Source organism: Anaeromyxobacter oryzisoli (genome assembly GCF_022690765.1).
Classification (GTDB): Bacteria; Myxococcota; Myxococcia; order Myxococcales; family Anaeromyxobacteraceae; genus Anaeromyxobacter; species Anaeromyxobacter oryzisoli.
On record NZ_JALCZA010000026.1, the window covers coordinates 1 to 16,583 of the forward strand.

General features: G+C 73.3%; 13 protein-coding genes. 4 read left to right on the forward strand and 9 right to left on the reverse strand.

Features of this window, described 5'->3' with window-relative positions:
- Window positions 1-67: 67 nt before the first annotated feature.
- Window positions 68-1,372 (forward strand): NAD(P)/FAD-dependent oxidoreductase, encoded by a 1,305-nt coding sequence (locus MNZ27_RS10325; RefSeq protein ID WP_242394016.1) that lies wholly within the window; start codon window positions 68-70, stop codon window positions 1,370-1,372.
- Between the two features lie 179 nt (window positions 1,373-1,551).
- Here the strand turns inward: MNZ27_RS10325 and MNZ27_RS10330 are convergent, their stop codons facing one another.
- Window positions 1,552-2,283 carry a lysophospholipid acyltransferase family protein gene (locus MNZ27_RS10330; RefSeq protein WP_242393968.1) on the reverse strand — a complete coding sequence of 244 codons (732 nt, stop codon included), beginning with the start codon at window positions 2,281-2,283 and terminating at the stop codon, window positions 1,552-1,554.
- 145 nt (window positions 2,284-2,428) lie between these two features.
- On the opposite strand from MNZ27_RS10330, the gene MNZ27_RS24005 reads away from it, so the two are divergent.
- Entirely contained in the window at window positions 2,429-3,352 is a 924-nt protein-coding gene (locus MNZ27_RS24005; RefSeq protein ID WP_242393969.1) for an Fpg/Nei family DNA glycosylase, read from the forward strand.
- A 66-nt stretch (window positions 3,353-3,418) separates the two neighbouring features.
- On the opposite strand, the gene MNZ27_RS10340 is transcribed toward MNZ27_RS24005, so the two are convergent.
- Complete coding sequence (locus tag MNZ27_RS10340; RefSeq protein WP_242393970.1) at window positions 3,419-5,035, reverse strand: N,N-dimethylformamidase beta subunit family domain-containing protein; 1,617 nt, start codon at window positions 5,033-5,035, stop codon at window positions 3,419-3,421.
- Window positions 5,036-5,429: 394 nt separating this feature from the next.
- Here MNZ27_RS10340 and MNZ27_RS24345 point away from each other — a divergent pair, with 394 nt between their 5' ends.
- Window positions 5,430-7,745: an NADP-dependent malic enzyme gene (locus MNZ27_RS24345; RefSeq protein WP_242393971.1), complete on the forward strand. Its 2,316-nt coding sequence runs from the start codon at window positions 5,430-5,432 to the stop codon at window positions 7,743-7,745.
- 127 nt (window positions 7,746-7,872) lie between these two features.
- On the opposite strand, the gene MNZ27_RS10350 is transcribed toward MNZ27_RS24345, so the two are convergent.
- Both MNZ27_RS10350 and MNZ27_RS10355 read right to left on the reverse strand, forming a co-directional pair.
- The gene (locus MNZ27_RS10350) at window positions 7,873-8,802 is read right to left on the reverse strand and encodes an Ig-like domain-containing protein (RefSeq protein ID WP_242393972.1); all 930 of its coding nucleotides are present in this window, start codon (window positions 8,800-8,802) and stop codon (window positions 7,873-7,875) included.
- A gap of 222 nt (window positions 8,803-9,024) precedes the next feature.
- The gene (locus MNZ27_RS10355) at window positions 9,025-9,414 is read right to left on the reverse strand and encodes a DUF302 domain-containing protein (protein WP_242393973.1); all 390 of its coding nucleotides are present in this window, start codon (window positions 9,412-9,414) and stop codon (window positions 9,025-9,027) included.
- Between the two features lie 194 nt (window positions 9,415-9,608).
- On the opposite strand from MNZ27_RS10355, the gene MNZ27_RS10360 reads away from it, so the two are divergent.
- Complete coding sequence (locus MNZ27_RS10360; RefSeq protein ID WP_242393974.1) at window positions 9,609-9,947, forward strand: DUF6496 domain-containing protein; 339 nt, start codon at window positions 9,609-9,611, stop codon at window positions 9,945-9,947.
- A gap of 70 nt (window positions 9,948-10,017) precedes the next feature.
- Here MNZ27_RS10360 and MNZ27_RS10365 read toward each other — a convergent pair whose 3' ends face one another.
- From MNZ27_RS10365 to MNZ27_RS10385, 5 genes are read right to left on the reverse strand one after another with little or no spacing between them, the layout of a single operon-like run.
- Entirely contained in the window at window positions 10,018-11,613 is a 1,596-nt protein-coding gene (locus tag MNZ27_RS10365) for a hypothetical protein (RefSeq protein WP_242393975.1), read from the reverse strand.
- 16 nt (window positions 11,614-11,629) lie between these two features.
- On the reverse strand, window positions 11,630-12,403 hold the full coding sequence (locus tag MNZ27_RS10370; protein WP_242393976.1) for an outer membrane lipoprotein-sorting protein: 774 nt from the start codon (window positions 12,401-12,403) through the stop codon (window positions 11,630-11,632).
- Between the two features lie 7 nt (window positions 12,404-12,410).
- Window positions 12,411-13,697, reverse strand: a complete 1,287-nt coding sequence (locus MNZ27_RS10375; RefSeq protein WP_277957810.1) for an ABC transporter permease — start codon at window positions 13,695-13,697, stop codon at window positions 12,411-12,413.
- Between the two features lie 22 nt (window positions 13,698-13,719).
- The gene (locus MNZ27_RS10380; protein ID WP_242393978.1) at window positions 13,720-15,864 is read right to left on the reverse strand and encodes an ABC transporter permease; all 2,145 of its coding nucleotides are present in this window, start codon (window positions 15,862-15,864) and stop codon (window positions 13,720-13,722) included.
- On the reverse strand, window positions 15,864-16,580 hold the full coding sequence (locus MNZ27_RS10385; RefSeq protein ID WP_242393979.1) for an ABC transporter ATP-binding protein: 717 nt from the start codon (window positions 16,578-16,580) through the stop codon (window positions 15,864-15,866). The genes MNZ27_RS10380 and MNZ27_RS10385 overlap by 1 nt, the downstream gene beginning before the upstream one ends.
- Window positions 16,581-16,583 lie beyond the last annotated feature (3 nt).

Here is a 16,583-nt window from a genome sequence, read left to right on the forward strand (position 1 = left end):
GACGGCGCTCGCGCGGCGGGCGGAGCGCAGGCGCGTCGCGGCGCGCCCCGGGGACGCCGCGCCGCGCGTGGTCATCGTCGGCGGCGGGTTCGCCGGGCTCCAGGCGGCGCGCGCCCTCGCGGGGGCGCCGGTGCGGGTCCTCCTGGTGGACCGCCGCAACCACCACCTCTTCCAGCCGCTCCTCTACCAGGTCGCGACCGCCGCCCTGAACCCCGCCGACATCTCGGCCCCGATCCGCCACGTGCTCCGCCACCAGGCGAACGCCGAGGTCGTCCTCGGCGAGGTGCTCGCCGTCGAGCCGGACGCGCGTCGCCTCCGGCTCGCGGACGGGGCGCTCCCCTACGACTTCCTCGTCCTCGCCGCCGGGGCGACGCACTCCTACTTCGGCCACGACGACGACTGGGCGCCCCTCGCGCCCGGCCTCAAGACCGTCGAGGACGCCCTGGAGATCCGGCGCCGCATCCTGCTCGCCTTCGAGCGGGCCGAGCGCGAGCGGGATCCCGTGGCGCGGGGCGCGCTGCTCACCTTCGTCGTGGTCGGCGCCGGCCCGACCGGCGTCGAGCTCGCGGGGGCGATCGCGGAGATCGCGCGCCACACCCTCGCCGCGGACTTCCGCCACTTCGACCCGGAGAGCGCGCGGGTGATCCTGCTCGAGGGGCTCCCCGCCGTGCTGCCCACCTACCCGCCCCGGCTCCAGGCGGCCGCGCGGCGGCAGCTCGAGCGGATCGGGGTGGAGGTCCGGACCGGCGCCCGGGTGACCGGGATCGACGCGTCCGGCGTCACCGTCGCGGGCCAGCGGCTCCCCGCGCGCACGGTCCTGTGGGGCGCAGGGGTCGCCGCCTCGCCGCTCGCGCGGACGCTGGGTGCGCCCCTCGATCGCGCGGGGCGCGTGAAGGTCCTCCCCGATCTCACCGTTCCCGGCCACCCCGAGATCGCCGTCGCCGGCGACCTCGCCGCGGTCGCGAGCGACGGCGCTCCCGTCCCCGGCGTCGCGCCGGCGGCGATCCAGGAAGGGCGGCACGCCGCGCGGAACGTCCTGCGCGCCCTCGCCGGGCGACGGCCGCTCCCGTTCCGCTACCGGGACAAGGGCTCGCTCGCGACGATCGGGCGCGCCGCGGCGGTGGCCCGCATCGGCCGGCTCCAGTTCGCCGGGTTCCCCGCGTGGCTCGCCTGGCTGCTCGTCCACATCTTCTTCCTGATCGGGTTCCGCAACCGCGTGGCGGTCCTCGCCCAGTGGGCCTGGTCGTACGCGACCTTCAAGCGCGGCGCGCGGCTCATCACCGACACCGCCGAGCAATGGCGCGCCATCGCCGGCCGCCGGGCGCCGGTCGACGTCGGCCACCTCCCGGCGGAGCCGCCCCCCACGCCGTGAGCCGGTCCCACCGACGAGGGCGCTCAAGGCCCGTCGAACAATCGACGGGCCTTGACCATCCAGGAGGGGCGGGCCGTCGCCCGCCCCTCGCGCCCGAAGTGAATTCGGGCGCTTCACCCCACCCGCCGCCCCGCTCACGCGGGCCGGCCTGAGAGCTCGTCGAATTCTTCGACGAGCTCTCAGCGCGGCGGCAGGGTCGGCAGCGCCGCGGCGATCCGCTCGCGGACGGCGTCCCTGAGCTTCGCCGTGTCCTCGGGGCGGGCACCCTCGAGCGCCACCGGCTCGAGGATCCGCGCCGTCCCCCGGCACGGGCGCACCCACGGGCCTCCCTTCGGGAGCCCGTGCGCGGTGCCGGAGACCGCGATCGGCAGCACCGGCACGCCGGCGTCGATCGCGAGCCGGAACGCCCCCGACTTGAAGGGCAGCATCGTGCCCTTCGTCGAGCGGGTGCCCTCCGGGAACATCATCACGCTCATGCCCCGCGAGAGGTACGCCTTCGCCTTCGCGAGCGCCTCGCCGCCGCTCTCCGGATCGCCGCGGCGCACCGCGATGTCCCCGGTCATCCGCAGCATCCACCCGACCCAGGGGGTCCGGAACAGCTCCTCCTTCGCCACCCACTTCATCTCCTTCGGGATGTGCGAGAGCAGCAGGATGTCGAGCATCGACTGGTGGTTCGCCACCACCACGTAGGGCCCCTTCCCCGGCCAGCGCCCCTCGACCCTGAGGCGCCACGGCGGGAAGGTCTTCGCGATGAGCACGCCGACGATCCGGAGGAACCGCCCCGCCACCACGCGGTTCCGGTCGAACGGCGCGGTGACCGCGAGCAGGAGCGCCTGCACCGGCAGCGCGACGAGGAGCAGCGCCAGCACGAGGACGTAGCCGACGGCGGCGATGGGGATGTAGTATTTCACGATTTGTGATAGTGGCCGAGCCGCGTCACCGCGCGGTCACGGCGGAGGGAGGACCGGCGGCGGCCCGCCGCGGGGAGCACGGACATGCCCGCCTGATTACCAGATCCGGCCGGCGCCGGCGCGGCCGGCCCGCTAGGATTCTTGCGTGCCCGAGCTCCCCGACCTCGAGGTCTACCGCGAGGCGATCGCCGCGCGCACGCTCGGCCAGCCGCTCGAGCGGGTCCGCCTCGGCAGCCCGTTCGTGCTCCGCTCCGCGGAGCCCCCCATCGCGGAGGCGGCGGGGCGGCGGGTCGTCGCGGTCCGGCGGCTCGGGAAGCGGCTCGTCCTGGGACTCGAGGGCGACCTCTTCCTCTGCCTCCATTTGATGATCGCGGGCCGGCTCCACTGGCGGGAGCGCGGGGCCAGGCTCCCGGGCCGGGCCGGCCTCGCCGCCTTCGACTTCCCGGCGGGTACGCTCGTCCTCACCGAGGCGGGGTCGAAGCGGCGCGCGGCGCTCCACCTGGTCCGCGGCGAGGCCGCGCTCGCCGCGCTCGATCCGGGCGGCCTGGAGCCGCTCGCCGCCGATCGCGCCGCCTTCGCCGCCGCGCTCCGGCGCGAGAACCACACCCTGAAGCGCGCCCTCACCGACCCCGCGCTCTTCGCCGGGATCGGGAACGCCTACTCGGACGAGATCCTCCACCGCGCGCGGCTCTCGCCGGTGAAGCTCACCTCGCGCCTCGACGACGAGGAGCTCGCGCGGCTCCACGAGGCCACGCGGGCGGTGCTCGTCGAGTGGACGGAGCGGCTCCGCGCCGAGGCGGGCGAGGGCTTCCCGGAGGGCGTCACCGCGTTCCGCCCGGAGATGGCGGTCCACGGGCGGCACCGGGCGCCTTGCCCGGTGTGCGGGACGGCGGTGCAGCGGATCGTCCGCGCCGAGAACGAGGTGAACTACTGCCCGCGGTGCCAGACCGGCGGGCAGATCCTGTCGGACCGCTCGCTCGCGCGCCTCCTCAGGCAGGACTGGCCGCGCACCGTCGAGGAGCTGGAGCGGAACCCGGCCCTGGGGCTGCGCGCGGCCGAGCGCCCGTGATCGGCCGGGCCGCCGTCTAGATAGAGGCCGCGATCGCGTCTCCGCTCCGCCCCAGGCGCGAGGCCCTCACCCCTGCCCGTCCCGACTCCCCGCTGCCCGCCGACGGGCCCGGAGCACCGCCTCGACCCCGGCGAGCAGCGCGATCGCGGCGCACGCGCCCTCCCCGCCGCTCGCGCAGCCCCCGCGCGCCGACGTCGCGACCGACGCGCCACCGCCCGGCGCCTGATCGGGCGGGGGCTGCTGCACCGTCGGGTCCGACGCCGTCGAGGGCTCGAGCCCGGCGCGGCGGAGCACGTTCTCCATCATCCGCTGCACCCTCGCGTCGGCGACGCCCGGCCGCGACAGCCCCCACGAGAAGTCGTTCGAGCCGGTGGCGAAGACGAAGGCGCCGGAGGGGCGCACGTGGACGGCGGCCTCGTGGGTCCCGAGGGTCCCGTCCGCGAGCGGGTACGGCGACCGGGCCAGCACCACGAGCCCGGGCGGCGTCTGGCCGTTGTCGGCGACCCGGTCGACCTCGTAGCCGACGATCCCCGGGATCGCGTCCCCGTCCTTCACCCCGGTCCCCTCGTACACCCAGTGCCCGGCGCTCCGCACGATCCAGCTCGCCGGCGGCGCCTCCGCCTCGTTCCACCCCGAGTACATGACGCCGACGAGGGCGTTCTCCGGCCAGGCGAGCTGCGGATCGCGGAACTGCACCGTCACGAGGGGCGTGCCGACCATCGGGTCCGAGGCGAACAGCGTCTTGTAGCAGACCTGGGTGCGGCGGGGCCGGGAGGGATCGGCGCGCGACGGCTCGAGGCGGATGTGCCAGTACACCGCGTTGGACGACAAAAAGGCGGCGTTCACGCCGGCGGCGAGCGCCGCCTCGAGGTGCTCGCGGGCGGCGCGGGTCCAGTACTCGTCGTGGCCCACCGAGAGGAACAGGCGCTGGCCGGAGAGGAGCCCGGCGTCGCGATCCATGTCGAGATCCGTGACGTAGACGAGGTCGTACCCGCGGGACTCCGCCCACCGGACGAAGTCGTGCTCGAACCGGAAGTACTGGCCCGCGCCGTCGCCCTCCGCGAAGGGCCGGTCATAGGAGATCTCCGGCGCGAAGCCGGAGTACGAGCTGCGGCCGCCCCAGCGGTTGTACGCCTGGTAGGTGGTGAAGGACGCCTGGAACACCCCGGCGCCCCGGCGGGCGTCGTCGCGCAGGACGAAGATGGCGTGCCGCTGCAGGCCGTCGTCGCGCGTGAGCACGAAGAGGTACACGCCGCTCGTCCAGGCCGGATCCGTCTGCACCGTGAACGTGACCGGCCAGCGGCACTCGACCAGCCCGGTGCCCGGCGCCGCCGCGGGCGTGGGCTGCGGCCCGACCGGGACCGGCCCCCCACTCGCCACGCGGCGCCCCTCGGCGCCGCCGTAATGGCCCATCCGGTAGAGCGTCCAGGCGAGCGTCCCCGGGACGTCGGCGCGTGCGTGCACGTGCACCGCCTCGCCCCGCGCGACGCTCGCCTCGTCGAGGTACGCCTCGAGCTGGCCGTCCGCCGCCGGGTGCGCGAGCTTCCAGCCCGTGTCGCCCGGGAGGGCGTTCTCGAGGGCGATCGCGGTCGCCGCCGCAGCACGCGCCGGGCGCGCGGCCGCCGCGACCACCCCGAACGCGAGGAGCAACCCCGCCCACGCCCGCCCTGCCGCCGGAGTCATCCAGGGAAGAAGGAGCCGCGGCGCGAGCGGGAGAAGTCTCCGGGTGGATCCGCACACGCGCGGGCGCGCCCCCCGTTCACGTCCAGTCTTCCCCCGGGGTCACCGGCAGGGCACCGGCATGCGTCGGGCGCTGCGCACCGGGGCGCGGCGACCCCGACGCACCCGGGCCGGGGCGGGTGACGTGCAGCCGAGCGCAAGGGCCTGGAATCAGGTGGGGCGAGGGTCCGGCGAGACGCGCTGCGGCATGGAGCGGGCGCGCGTCCTCCTCGCCGTCCGGGCCGAATTGCAAAAGACATGCCTCCCAATCCCGATTCCCTTGACACCGGAAAAACACGGGTGTTTCCTGCGCATTTCACACGCCCGCGAAGGTTCCAAATCCACCGCGAGGAGAAGCATGTCGACCGACTTCACGCCGCCCCAGAACCCGCCCTCGTCGCCCGTCCCGAAGAAGAAGATCCGCCGCGAGGACGCGCTCGCGTACCACTCGTCCGGCCGCAAGGGGAAGATCGAGGTCGTCCCCACGAAGCCCTGCGCGACGGCCCGCGATCTCGCCCTCGCGTACAGCCCCGGCGTCGCCGAGCCCTGCCTCGAGATCGAGAAGGATCCGGACGCGTCGTACCTCTACACGGCGCGCGGGAACCTCGTCGCCGTCGTGTCGAACGGGACCGCCGTGCTCGGCCTCGGCGACATCGGCCCCGCCGCCGGCAAGCCGGTGATGGAGGGCAAGGGCGTCCTCTTCAAGAAGTTCGCCGACGTCGACGTCTTCGACATCAACGTGGACGCGAAGGACATCGACAAGTTCTGCACGGTGGTGAAGGCGCTCGAGCCGACGTTCGGCGGGATCAACCTCGAGGACATCAAGGCCCCCGAGTGCTTCGTCATCGAGTCGCGGCTCAAGAAGGAGATGCAGATCCCGGTCTTCCACGACGACCAGCACGGGACCGCGATCATCTCCGGCGCGGCGCTCCTCAACGCGCTCGAGCTCGCGGGGAAGCGGATCGACCAGGTGAAGGTCGTGGTCTCCGGCGCCGGCGCCTCGGCCACCGCGTGCACCAAGTTCTACCTCGCGCTCGGCGTGAAGCGCGAGAACGTCACGATGTGCGACACCAAGGGCGTCATCTACAAGGGACGCGCCGAGGGCATGAACGAGTTCAAGGCCGAGTTCGCCGCCGACACCAAGGCGCGCACGCTCGCCGAGGCGGCGAAGGGCGCCGACGTGCTCCTCGGCTGCTCCGTGAAGGGCATGTTCACGCAGGACATGATCAAGTCGATGGCGAAGGACCCGATCGTGTTCGCCCTCGCCAACCCCGATCCCGAGATCAGCTACCCCGAGGCGAAGGAGGCGCGCGAGGACGTCATCATGGCGACCGGGCGCTCCGACTACCCGAACCAGGTGAACAACGTCCTCGGGTTCCCGTACATCTTCCGCGGCGCCCTCGACGTCCGCGCCAAGCAGATCACCGAGGAGATGAAGATGGCGGCGGCGCGCGCGCTGGCCGCCCTCGCCAAGGAGGACGTGCCGGACTCCGTGTCCCGCGCCTACGCCGGCGAGAAGTTCCGCTTCGGCCGCGAGTACATCATCCCGAAGCCGCTCGATCCGCGGGTGCTCCTCGCGGTCGCCCCGGCGGTCGCCCAGGCCGCCATCGACGGCGGCGTCGCCCGCGTGAAGCTCGAGATGGGCGAGTACCGGGACCGGCTCCGGAAGATGCAGAGCCGCTCGCACCAGGTGATGGGCTCGATCTTCACCAAGGCGAAGAAGAAGCTCGCGAAGATCGTCTTCCCCGAGGGCCACCACCCGAAGATCCAGCAGGCCGCCGAGATCCTCCGCGAGGAGGCGATCTGCGAGCCCGTGCTCCTCGGCCCGGTGGACGAGATCCGGCGGTCCATCGCCGAGCAGCGCCTCGACGAGCTCGACGGCGTGACCATCGTCGATCCGCAGCAGAGCCCGGAGTTCAGCCGGTACGTCTCCTGGTTCTGGGAGATGCGCCAGCGCCACGGCATCAACCTCGAGGAGGCCCGCAAGCGCGTGCGGACCCGCAACTACTTCGGGTCCCTCATGCTCAAGGAGGGCGCGGTGGACGGCTTCGTCACCGGCCTCACCACGGGTTACGCCGAGGCGATCCGCGCGCCGCTCGAGATCATCAAGACCCGCACCGGCCGCCGGGCCGGCGGCGTCTACATCGTGGTGACGAAGCACGACTTCAAGTTCTTCGCCGACTGCACCGTCACCATCGACCCCGACGCCGACGAGCTCGCCGAGATCGCGGCGACCACGAGCGACCTCGCCCGCTACTTCGAGGTGACGCCGCGGATCGCGATGCTGAGCTACTCCACGTTCGGCTCGGCGGGCGGCGACAGCCCGCGGAAGATGCGGGAGGCGACCGAGCTCATCCGGCAGCGCCGGCCCGACCTCGAGGTGGACGGCGAGATCCAGGTGGACATCGCCACCAGCACCGACGTCCGCAACGCGGAGTTCCCGTTCTCCAACCTCAAGGAGGACGCGAACGTCTTCATCTTCCCGAACCTCGACTCCGCGAACATCGCCTACCAGCTCCTCGAGCGCCTCGGCGGCGCCGAGGTGATCGGGCCGGTGCTCCTCGGCATGCACAAGCCGGTGAACGTCCTGCAGATGGGCTGCTCGGTGCAGTCGATCGTGAACCTCGCCGCGATCACCGCGCTCCGCGCGCAGGGCGATCAGTTCCTGTTCTAGGCGGCGCGCCCCGCCGGTGTCGAGCCGCGGCGCTCGACCGGCGGGGCCCCCCGCTGCACCGGCTCGCGGCACCCCGGGCCCCGGTCGCGGACGTGCGGCCGGGGCCCTTCGCTTCCGGCGCTCCCCCTCAACGGCGGACGTTCAGGTTCGCCTTCTTGGTCATGCCGTCGTACGTCGCCTGGATCGCGACCCGGACCTTGCGCCGGGGCGGCGTGGTCGTGGCGATCTGGAACGACACGCGATCGGCGCCGGGCGGCACGGTCACCGAGGCCGGGACGGTCGCGACCGGATCGGACGTGGCGAGCGCGACGTCGATCGGCTCCGCGGTGGGGCGGATCAGGACGACGGTGCCGGTCACGATCCCGCCGCCCTGAATGGAGCCGCGGCTCAGCGCCAGGTAGGCGATCTGCATCGGGACGTTCGTCGGGAGGACCGTGACGACGGTGGCGCCCTGGAGGCCCGTCACCGGATCGGTCGCCGTGATGGTGGCGGTCCCCTCGGAGATCGCGGTCACGAGGCCCTGCGCCGAGACGCTCGCCACGAGCGGCGCCGAGGACGTCCAGGTCACGATTTCGGTGACGTCGACCAGGGAGTCGTCGCTGAGGGTGCCGTTCGCGATGAGGGGCACCGTGCCGCCGACCTGGACCGACGGGTCGATGGGGGCGACGTCCACGAGCACGAGCTGCGCGGCGAGGACGGTCACCTGGACGGAGGCGCTCGCGTCGCCACAGGTGGCGGACACCGTCGCGGTGCCCTCTCCCGCGGCGTTGACGAGCCCGCCCTGCACGGAGGCGATGGACGGATCGCTCGAGGTCCACGCGGCGTCAGCGGTGCAGTCCCAGCTGGCGCCGTCGGAGCGGCTCGCGATCGCGCTGAGCTGGCTCGAGCCCCCCTTGGGCAGGCTCGGGTCGGCGCCCAGCGTGAGCTGCGTTTGAAGCGTGGACCCGCCTCCGCCGCCTCCGCCGCCGCAGGCGATCAGCGCGGCGAGGCAGGCGAGGACGACGAGCGGACGGAACGGCGAACGAGAAACCCAATCGAAGCGCGAAATGTTGCGCATGCGACCCCCAGGAAATTGAGCGGGTCGAACATGGCAACGGAGGGGCGCGAGTCGGAGTCCCGCGACCACGGCAGGCCCGACTCGGACAGTGGACGTCCGGGGCTAGACGCTGGCCGCACCCGCGGCGAACGGCGGCGACGGCGGCGACACCCTGGCCGCACCCGCGGCGAACGCCACGACCGGGCGGGGTACGGCCGACCAGCGGCCGCGCCCCATGTGGCGTCACCCGGCGCGGTCGAGCACGCGGGACAGCCGCTGCCGGACCTCCTGCGCGATGGGCGCGAGCGAGGGCTGCGCGGCGGCGATGGTCTGCATCGGATCGACCGCGACGAGGTGCGCCTTCCGGTCGTCGCCCTCGTACACCACCACGTTGCAGGGCAGGAGCGCCCCGATCTCGAGCACCGCCGAGATCGCCTGGTGGGCGAGGGTCGGGTTGCACGCGCCGAGGATGCGGTAGCGCCGGAAGTCCACCCCCAGCTTCTGCTTGAGCGTCGCCTGCACGTCGATCTGCGTGAGCACGCCGAAGCCCTCCGACGCGAGCAGCGCGGGGAGTCGCTCCAGCGCCTCCTCGAAGGTCCAGCCCGTCGCCTTGCGGATCCCGATCTCGGCCATCGTCGTCCCTCCTCGCCGGTGGAGCCTGTCCTTGCGCCGCCGGTTCGCGCCGACCGCCGTCAGATGGGGACGCGCGCCGCGCCGCCGGTGGGACGCCCGGCGACCGTGCGCCCGCGCGGCCGCGCGGGACGCCGCCGCGGTCCGCCAGGGCGCCCCGGAGCGCCTCCCGCGCGGCGAGCGCCTACCTTGAGGGAATGCCCGAAAAGACCACGCTGCGGCGCGCGCGCCGCGCCCGGAAAGAGGGGAAGGCGGCCACCACCCAGGCGGGCGAGTTCGTCCGCGAGGAGATGGAGCACGCGAAGCGCGGCAAGCACCCCGTGAAGAGCCGGAAGCAGGCCATCGCCATCGGCCTCTCCAAGGCGCGCCGGTCGGGGGTGAAGGTCCCACCGAAGAAGGCAACCCGCTCCCCGTCCAGGACGGCCGGTGCCCGCTCGAGCCGCGCGCGCGTCGGGGGCGCCGGGAAGCGCGCACGGGGGAAGTCCCGCGCCCGCCCCAGCGGGTCGCGCCGGACATCGGCGCGCCGGTCGCGCTAGGGCGGTGAGCCGGCGCTCAGGGTGCCCTTCCTGGTCGTCGTTCACGGCGCCGCGGCGGCGAGCGTCATCGTCATAGGCTCACCCGGAGCGCCACCCCGAGGTCGATCACCGGCGCCTTGCCGAGCCGCGGGTCGGGCGCGACGCCGAGCGCCTGCGCCGCCCCGGGCGGCAGGTCGAAGGCGAACCGGAACTCGCCGCCCCTCCGGCCGAGGTGGCCCGCGACGAAGGACTCGACGCGCAGGTAGGTGAGCGCGAGGACGGCGTGATCGAGCCGGGCGATGAAGCTCCGGTCGGAGAGGTTCCCGAGCACGGAGAGCGTGAACGTGTGATCGTTCCAGCTCCCCGGGCTGGGGAGCGAGGCGTAGGCGCCGGCGTAGTGGCGACCGAGGTAGTAGGGCGTGAACGCGCCCGGCGCCCGCTGCGAGACCTTCGGCGCGGCGGGATCGGTCACGTCCACGAGCGGCGCTCCGGCGAGGAGGAACGGGTAGACGGCGGGGCCGTCGTAGCCGGCGTCGTTGTAGAAGTACTCCGCGCCGAACGTCGCCGCGTCCTCGTCGGAGTACTTCCAGGACCAGGTCCCGCCGACGGTGACCTGCGGCACGAACCCCTCCGGATCGCGGCGCACGTAGCCGAAGACGTCCGCGGCGGAGCTCGGCCCCGCCACCCAGCGCGACCCGTCGACGCCGGTCCGCAGCGCCGCCTCGGCGTACAGGTCGAGGTCCCAGACGCCCGCCGAGACGTCGGCGCCGAAGCGCGGCCGGCGCCCGTCCTGCACGAGCGCGTCCACCCCCAGCTCCGCGAGGCCGAAGACGACCTCGGCGCGCCCGCCGCTCGCCACCCGCCCCACCCGATCGACCGCCTGGGGCTGCCCGGCCACGTCCTCGAGGAGCGCCACGCCGTAGAGGTTCCAGCCCCGCTTCTCCCACGGGACGTGCACCTTCACCATCGTCGCGCCCGCGCGCGGGTCGAACACCGCGAGCGGATCGCGCTTCACCGGGTGCAGGTAGTCCGTCGGGTTCCAGAACTTCCCCACGCCCCACTTGACGTGCTGCTTCCCGGCCGTGACGAAGACGCGCCGGCCGAGATCGAAGTTCACCCAGAGCTGGTCGAGCACGCCGCGCGGGTTCTGTCGCGGCGTCGCGCTCACCCCCGGCACCGGGATGACCGGCTGCCCGAGGGTGCTCGTGTCCGCGACGAGCGTCGGGTCGTAGCTCACCCGCTCGAGGGCGAAGCCGCGGACGCGATCGTTCGGGCGCGCGTCCAGGTACACGTCGAGGAGGTTCGGCGAGGAGAAGAACCACTGCGAGGCGGGGACGCCCTGCTGCGCCGTGGCCAGCGCGCGGAGGTAGAGCTGGCCGCCGATCACCAGGGGGTTCTCCTGGGCGCGGGCGCGCTCGACGATGCGCTCGGGCGGCGGCGGCACCGCGTTCGGGGAGCCGCTCGAGCCGAACATCTCGGCCTCGCGCGCGTCGGAGGGCGCGGGCGGGCCCGGCGGGGCCTGCTCCCCGGCCGGCGCCGGGGCCGAGGGCGCGGCGGGCTGCGCGGGCGGCGGCGCCGGGCCGAACAGCTCCTCCTCGCTCGGGCGGTCCTGCGCGACGGCGGGGCCGGCGGCGCCCAGGGCGGCCGCGAGGAGCGCCGCGGCGAGGAGGCGAGGCGAGCGGGTCATCTCCGATCTCCAGGCGCTAGCGGCTCTTCGACTCGAGCCAGGCCTTCGTGAAGATGTTCGCCGCGAGCGCGCGCAGGTCGATCTCGCGGATGAGGACGAGGGTCGAGTTCCCCTTCTCGATCTCGTCGAACACCCGGATCTCCTCCGGGTACCAGACCTCGCCCCGCTTCGACTCGGAGTAGATCTTCCGCCAGCGCGGGTAGTAGCTCGTGCGCATGAGCCGGCCGGAGAGCGCGAGATCCTGCCGCTTCAGGATGTTGAGGCTCGCCCGGTCCACCCAGAGGCGGCGGACGGGGAAGGAGACGTCCACGCCCGGCTTCACGTCGAGCCGGATCCGGTGGACGTCGTAGACGCCGAGCTTCTCGTCCCCCTCCCACGTCGCGGTGTAGTCCTCGGCGAAGCGCGGCTCGGAGACGTCGTCGCGGCGCATGTCGGTGCCGCCGATCCGCTCGCGCTCCGTCCGCCGCTCCCACCGGCCGGTGGACGGGTCGTAGCTCCAGAGGTTCTTCTCGACCCGCAGGTAGCCCTTCCCCGCCTCGGACTTCGGCTTGGTGAAGAGGAACATCTGCTTGTCGTCCGCGTCGCGCCGGTACACGACGAGCTCGTAGACGACGTCGGTCTTCCCCTTCTCCTTCGCCTCCATGTAGCAGAGCGCCTTCCAGTCGCCCGAGTTGCGCTGGCGATCGTCCAGCACCCGGACGACCTTCGCGAGCTCGTCCGGCCCGAGGGCGCGAGCGGCCGGCGCGGCGAGCGCGGCGGCGAGGGAGAGGGCGGCGAGCACGAGGCGCATGGCGGATTCACCCGATGTGGTGCATGGCGGTGACCGGCCGCAGGCGCGCGGCGCGGAAGGCGGGGAGGAGCGAGGCGAGGACCGTCACCCCGGTGAGGATCGCGACGTGGACCGCGATGGCCCCGGGCTCGAGCAGGAACCGGAGCCGCTCCTGCATCACGAAGATCTGCATGCTCTCGGGGATCGCGATCCCGACGAGGTTCACGAGGCCGGCCACGCCGGCGGCGAGGAGGGCGCCCGCGCCGGTGCCGGCGAGGCCGAGCAGCAGCGTCTCGAGCACGAACAGCCAGAGCACCTTCCGCCGCTGCATCCCGATGGCGCGGAGCGTGCCGATCTCGCGGGTCCGCTCGCGGATGGCGATGAGCAGCGTGTTCAGGATGCCGATGATCACCACCGCCATGAGGACGACGACGAGGAGCCAGGTCAGGGCGCGGACCCCGAAGATGAACTGCCTGAACTGGCCCATCTCGTCCTCCCAGGTGGTGACGTCCAGCTTCTGGCCGGTCCAGTCCTCGCTCGGCACCTTCTGCATGAGCTTGATCCAGTAGGGCTGCGGATCGGGGTCCATCACCCGCCAGCCGGCGCCGGAGAGGGTGGCCCGCAGCCGCGCGGCGATCGCCTTCGCCTCCTCGGGGCGGCGGAGGTAGAGCTGCAGCGCGCCGGTGGTGCTCGAGGCGAGCCCGTAGAGCTGGCGCAGCGAGTCGCCCTGGATGAAGGCGCTGAACGCGGAGAGGAGGCCGACGTTCCGCGCGACGACCGCGACCCGCACGTCGGCGGTGTTGTTCACGCCGCGCGCGGTCGGCGCCGAGAGGGTCAGGACGTCCCCGACCCGGACCTGGAGCCGCTCCGCCTGCCCCTGGAAGAGCAGGACCGTCCCGGGCTGGGCCAGGTCGGCGAGCCGCCCCTCGAGCGGGACGATCACCTTCGCGAAGCCCGGCTCCTGCGTCACGTCCACCCCGCCGATGATGAGGTCCATCGAGGCGGTCTCGGACACCGCCTTCGCCCAGCCGCGCCCGCGCACCGCGATGTAGTCCACGTCGGGGACCGCGCCCCGCACCGCCGCGAGGACGCGCGGGTACTCCGACACGAGCGGCGCGGCGCTCCCCGAGGTGACCTTGAAGAAGCCGCCCACGTTGACGTGGCCGGTGAGGAGCGTGGTCGCGGACTCCATCATCGCGTGCTCGATGCCGGCGGTGAGGCTCGCGAGGAGCACGAGGAGCGAGGTGACGGTCGCGAGCGCGCCCGCGAGGAAGAGGTTGCGCCGCGCGTGGCGGGTGAGGTTGCGGCTCGCCATCAGGAGATCGATCGGGAGCACGCTAGTCCTCCGTCGCCATCGCCTCGACGGGCGTGACGCGCATCGCGAGGAGCGCCGGGTAGAGGCCGGAGAGGACGCTCACCACCACCACGATGACGAGCGAGACGACCACGCTCGCGCCGCCCAGGACGGGCCGGAGCGCCGGCCCGGCGAAGAGGAAGTTCAGCATGTCGTTCGTGGCGGGGATCCCGCCCGCCGCCCGCACCAGCCACACCGCGGCGCCGCCGAGCGCGGCGCCGGCGAGGCCGAACGCGAGGCCGACGGTCGCGGTCTCGACGAGGAGCATCACCAGCACGAACCGGCGCTGCGCGCCGATGGCGCGCATCGTCCCGATCTCCGTCACGCGCTGGAGCGTGGCCATCACCATGGCGTTGTTGACGATGACGAGCGCCACCCCGAAGAAGACCAGGAGCGAGACGTACAGCACGATCCGCAGGGTGGTCACGAACTGGCCGACCACGCCCGAGGCGGCGTGCCAGTCCACGACCCGGAGGCCGAGCCCGGCCCGGTCCGCGGCCGCCTGGACGTCGCGGCGCGTCGCCTCGAGCTTCGCGGGATCGTGGAGCACGAGCGCCGCGTTGAGCGCGACGCCGCGATCGAGCTCCTCCTGCGTGTAGGTCCGCGCGGCCGGATCCTGGGCCGGCCCGGGCGCCCGGGCGCCCTCGAGGAGCGAGCGCTCGTCGATGCGCGCCGTCGCCGCCCGACCCTCGAGCGGGCCGCCGCCGCCGAAGAGCGCCGCCTCGGCGTCCTCGCGCGCCAGCTCCTTCGCGCCCACCGCGCCCTTGAGCCGCGCGATCTCGGCCGCCCGCTCCTTCGTCATGTACCCGTACAGATCGCGGAACGAGAGCAGGTCGAGCACGCTCGTCATGCCGGCGATGCCCGACCGCTCGATCTGCCGGAACTGGATGAAGCCGTAGACCTTCACGTTCACCGAGTTGAAGTAGCCGCTCTTCGCGGGCGCCTTGATGGTGATCGTGTCGCCCACGTCGATGAGGTACAGGCGGAGGAGCGGGGCGAGCTGGTCGTAGAAGATCCGGTAACGCGCGTCGAAGTTCGCGTCGTCCACGCGGAACAGCCGGGCGAGGAGGGCCGGGAGGTCCTCCCCCGCCGCCTCGGACCCGAGCGCCGCCCGGAGCCGGCGCGCCGCCTCCTCCGCCTGGAGGGGATCGAGCTGCTGCAGGATGTCCTTGGTGCCGCGCTGGTTCTCCCTCACCCAGCGCTGCAGCTCCTCGTCCTTGGCGTCGGCGAGCCGGCGGCCGCGCCGGTCGCGCGCGTCCTTGATGAGGTCGAGGCGGCGCGCGTTCTTGAGCTTCAGCCACTCCTCCGCGTACTGCTTCCCCACGAGGATCCCGCGGTGGCCCTTCGGGATCATCTCGCCCTTGGCGACCTGGGCGAGCTCGAAGGCCCGGAAGAACGCGTCGGGGTCGGTGCCGACGTAGCGGATGAAGGTGAAGCTCCCGTCCATGGAGAGCCGGGCGATCCGGTTCTCGAGGAGCTCGAGGTGGCCGTAGCGGTCGCCGTCGAACCCGGCCCAGAAGCCGTCGCTCGCGGCGTTCGTGAGATCTGCCCACTCGCGGCGGCGCTCCTCCGCCTCCCGCCCCTCCAGATCCACGATCGCCAGCGCCTGGCCGAGCTCGTCCCGCAGGAGCCCGACCAGCCGCCGGACGTGGGCCTTTCGCGCCTCGTAGCCGCGGAGCGCCTCCGGGGAGCGGTCCCCCTCCTCGAGCCGCCGCACGTCGGCCCGGAGCCGCTCGAGCGCGACGTCGATCACGTTCCCGGTCGCCACCATCGCCTGATCGATGCCCATCGGCACGACCGCCTTCACGTTGGGGACCCTGGAGAGGACCTCCTTCACCCTGGAGAAGTCCTCGATGGGCTCGAGCTGCGGCTCGCCGCGGAGGCCGCCGTAGAGCTCGAGCGGATCCTTCGACGCCGCGGAGTAGACCTGGAGCTGGCCGCCGAGGCTCCCCTGGATCGAGGTGCGCATGCCGCGGTCGATCGAGTCCATGAGCGACGACCCGAGCACCACGAGGAACGCACCGCCGAGGACGATCGCGCCGATGATGGCGGTCCGGACCCGGGCCGCGGCCAGGTTCCGGAAGGCGATCCGGAGCAGCACCCGGAGCGCGTCGGTCCGCGCGGACACTAGCGCCCCTCCGCCGCGGCCGCGTCGCCGCCCACCGCCTCGCGCCCGACGAGCTGCCCGTCGGCGATCCGCACGATGGCGCTCGCGTGGCTCATCACCTTGGGATCGTGGGTCGAGAAGACGAACGTCGTGCCGTCGCGGCGGTTCATCTCCTTCATGAGGTCGATGAGGTTCGCCCCGGTCTTCGAGTCGAGGTTGGCGGTCGGCTCGTCGGCGAGGACCAGCGCCGGACGCGTGACGAGCGCCCTGGCCACCGCCACGCGCTGGCGCTGCCCGCCCGAGAGCTCGCTCGGGCGGTGGCGCGCGTGGCTGCCGATGCCGACCGCGTCGAGCAGCGCGAGCACCCGGTCCCGCCGCTCCCGCCGGCCGAGCCCGCCCTGGAGGAGGAGGGGGAACTCGACGTTCTGGAAGACCGAGAGCACCTGGACGAGGTTGAAGCTCTGGAAGATGAAGCCGATCGTCCGCAGGCGCAGCTCCGTGAGGGCGCGCTCGGAGAGCCGGGAGGTGTCCCGGCCGTCCACCACCACCGTCCCGGCGGTGGGCGTGTCCACGCAGCCGACCAGGTTGAGGAGCGTGGTCTTGCCGCTCCCCGACGGGCCGGCGAGGGAGAGGAACTCGCCCTTCTCGATCTCGAGCGACACGCCGCGGAGCGCCGGGACGACCGTCTTGCCGAGCATGTAGTCCTTCGACACGTTCCGGATGGAGACGATCGACATGCC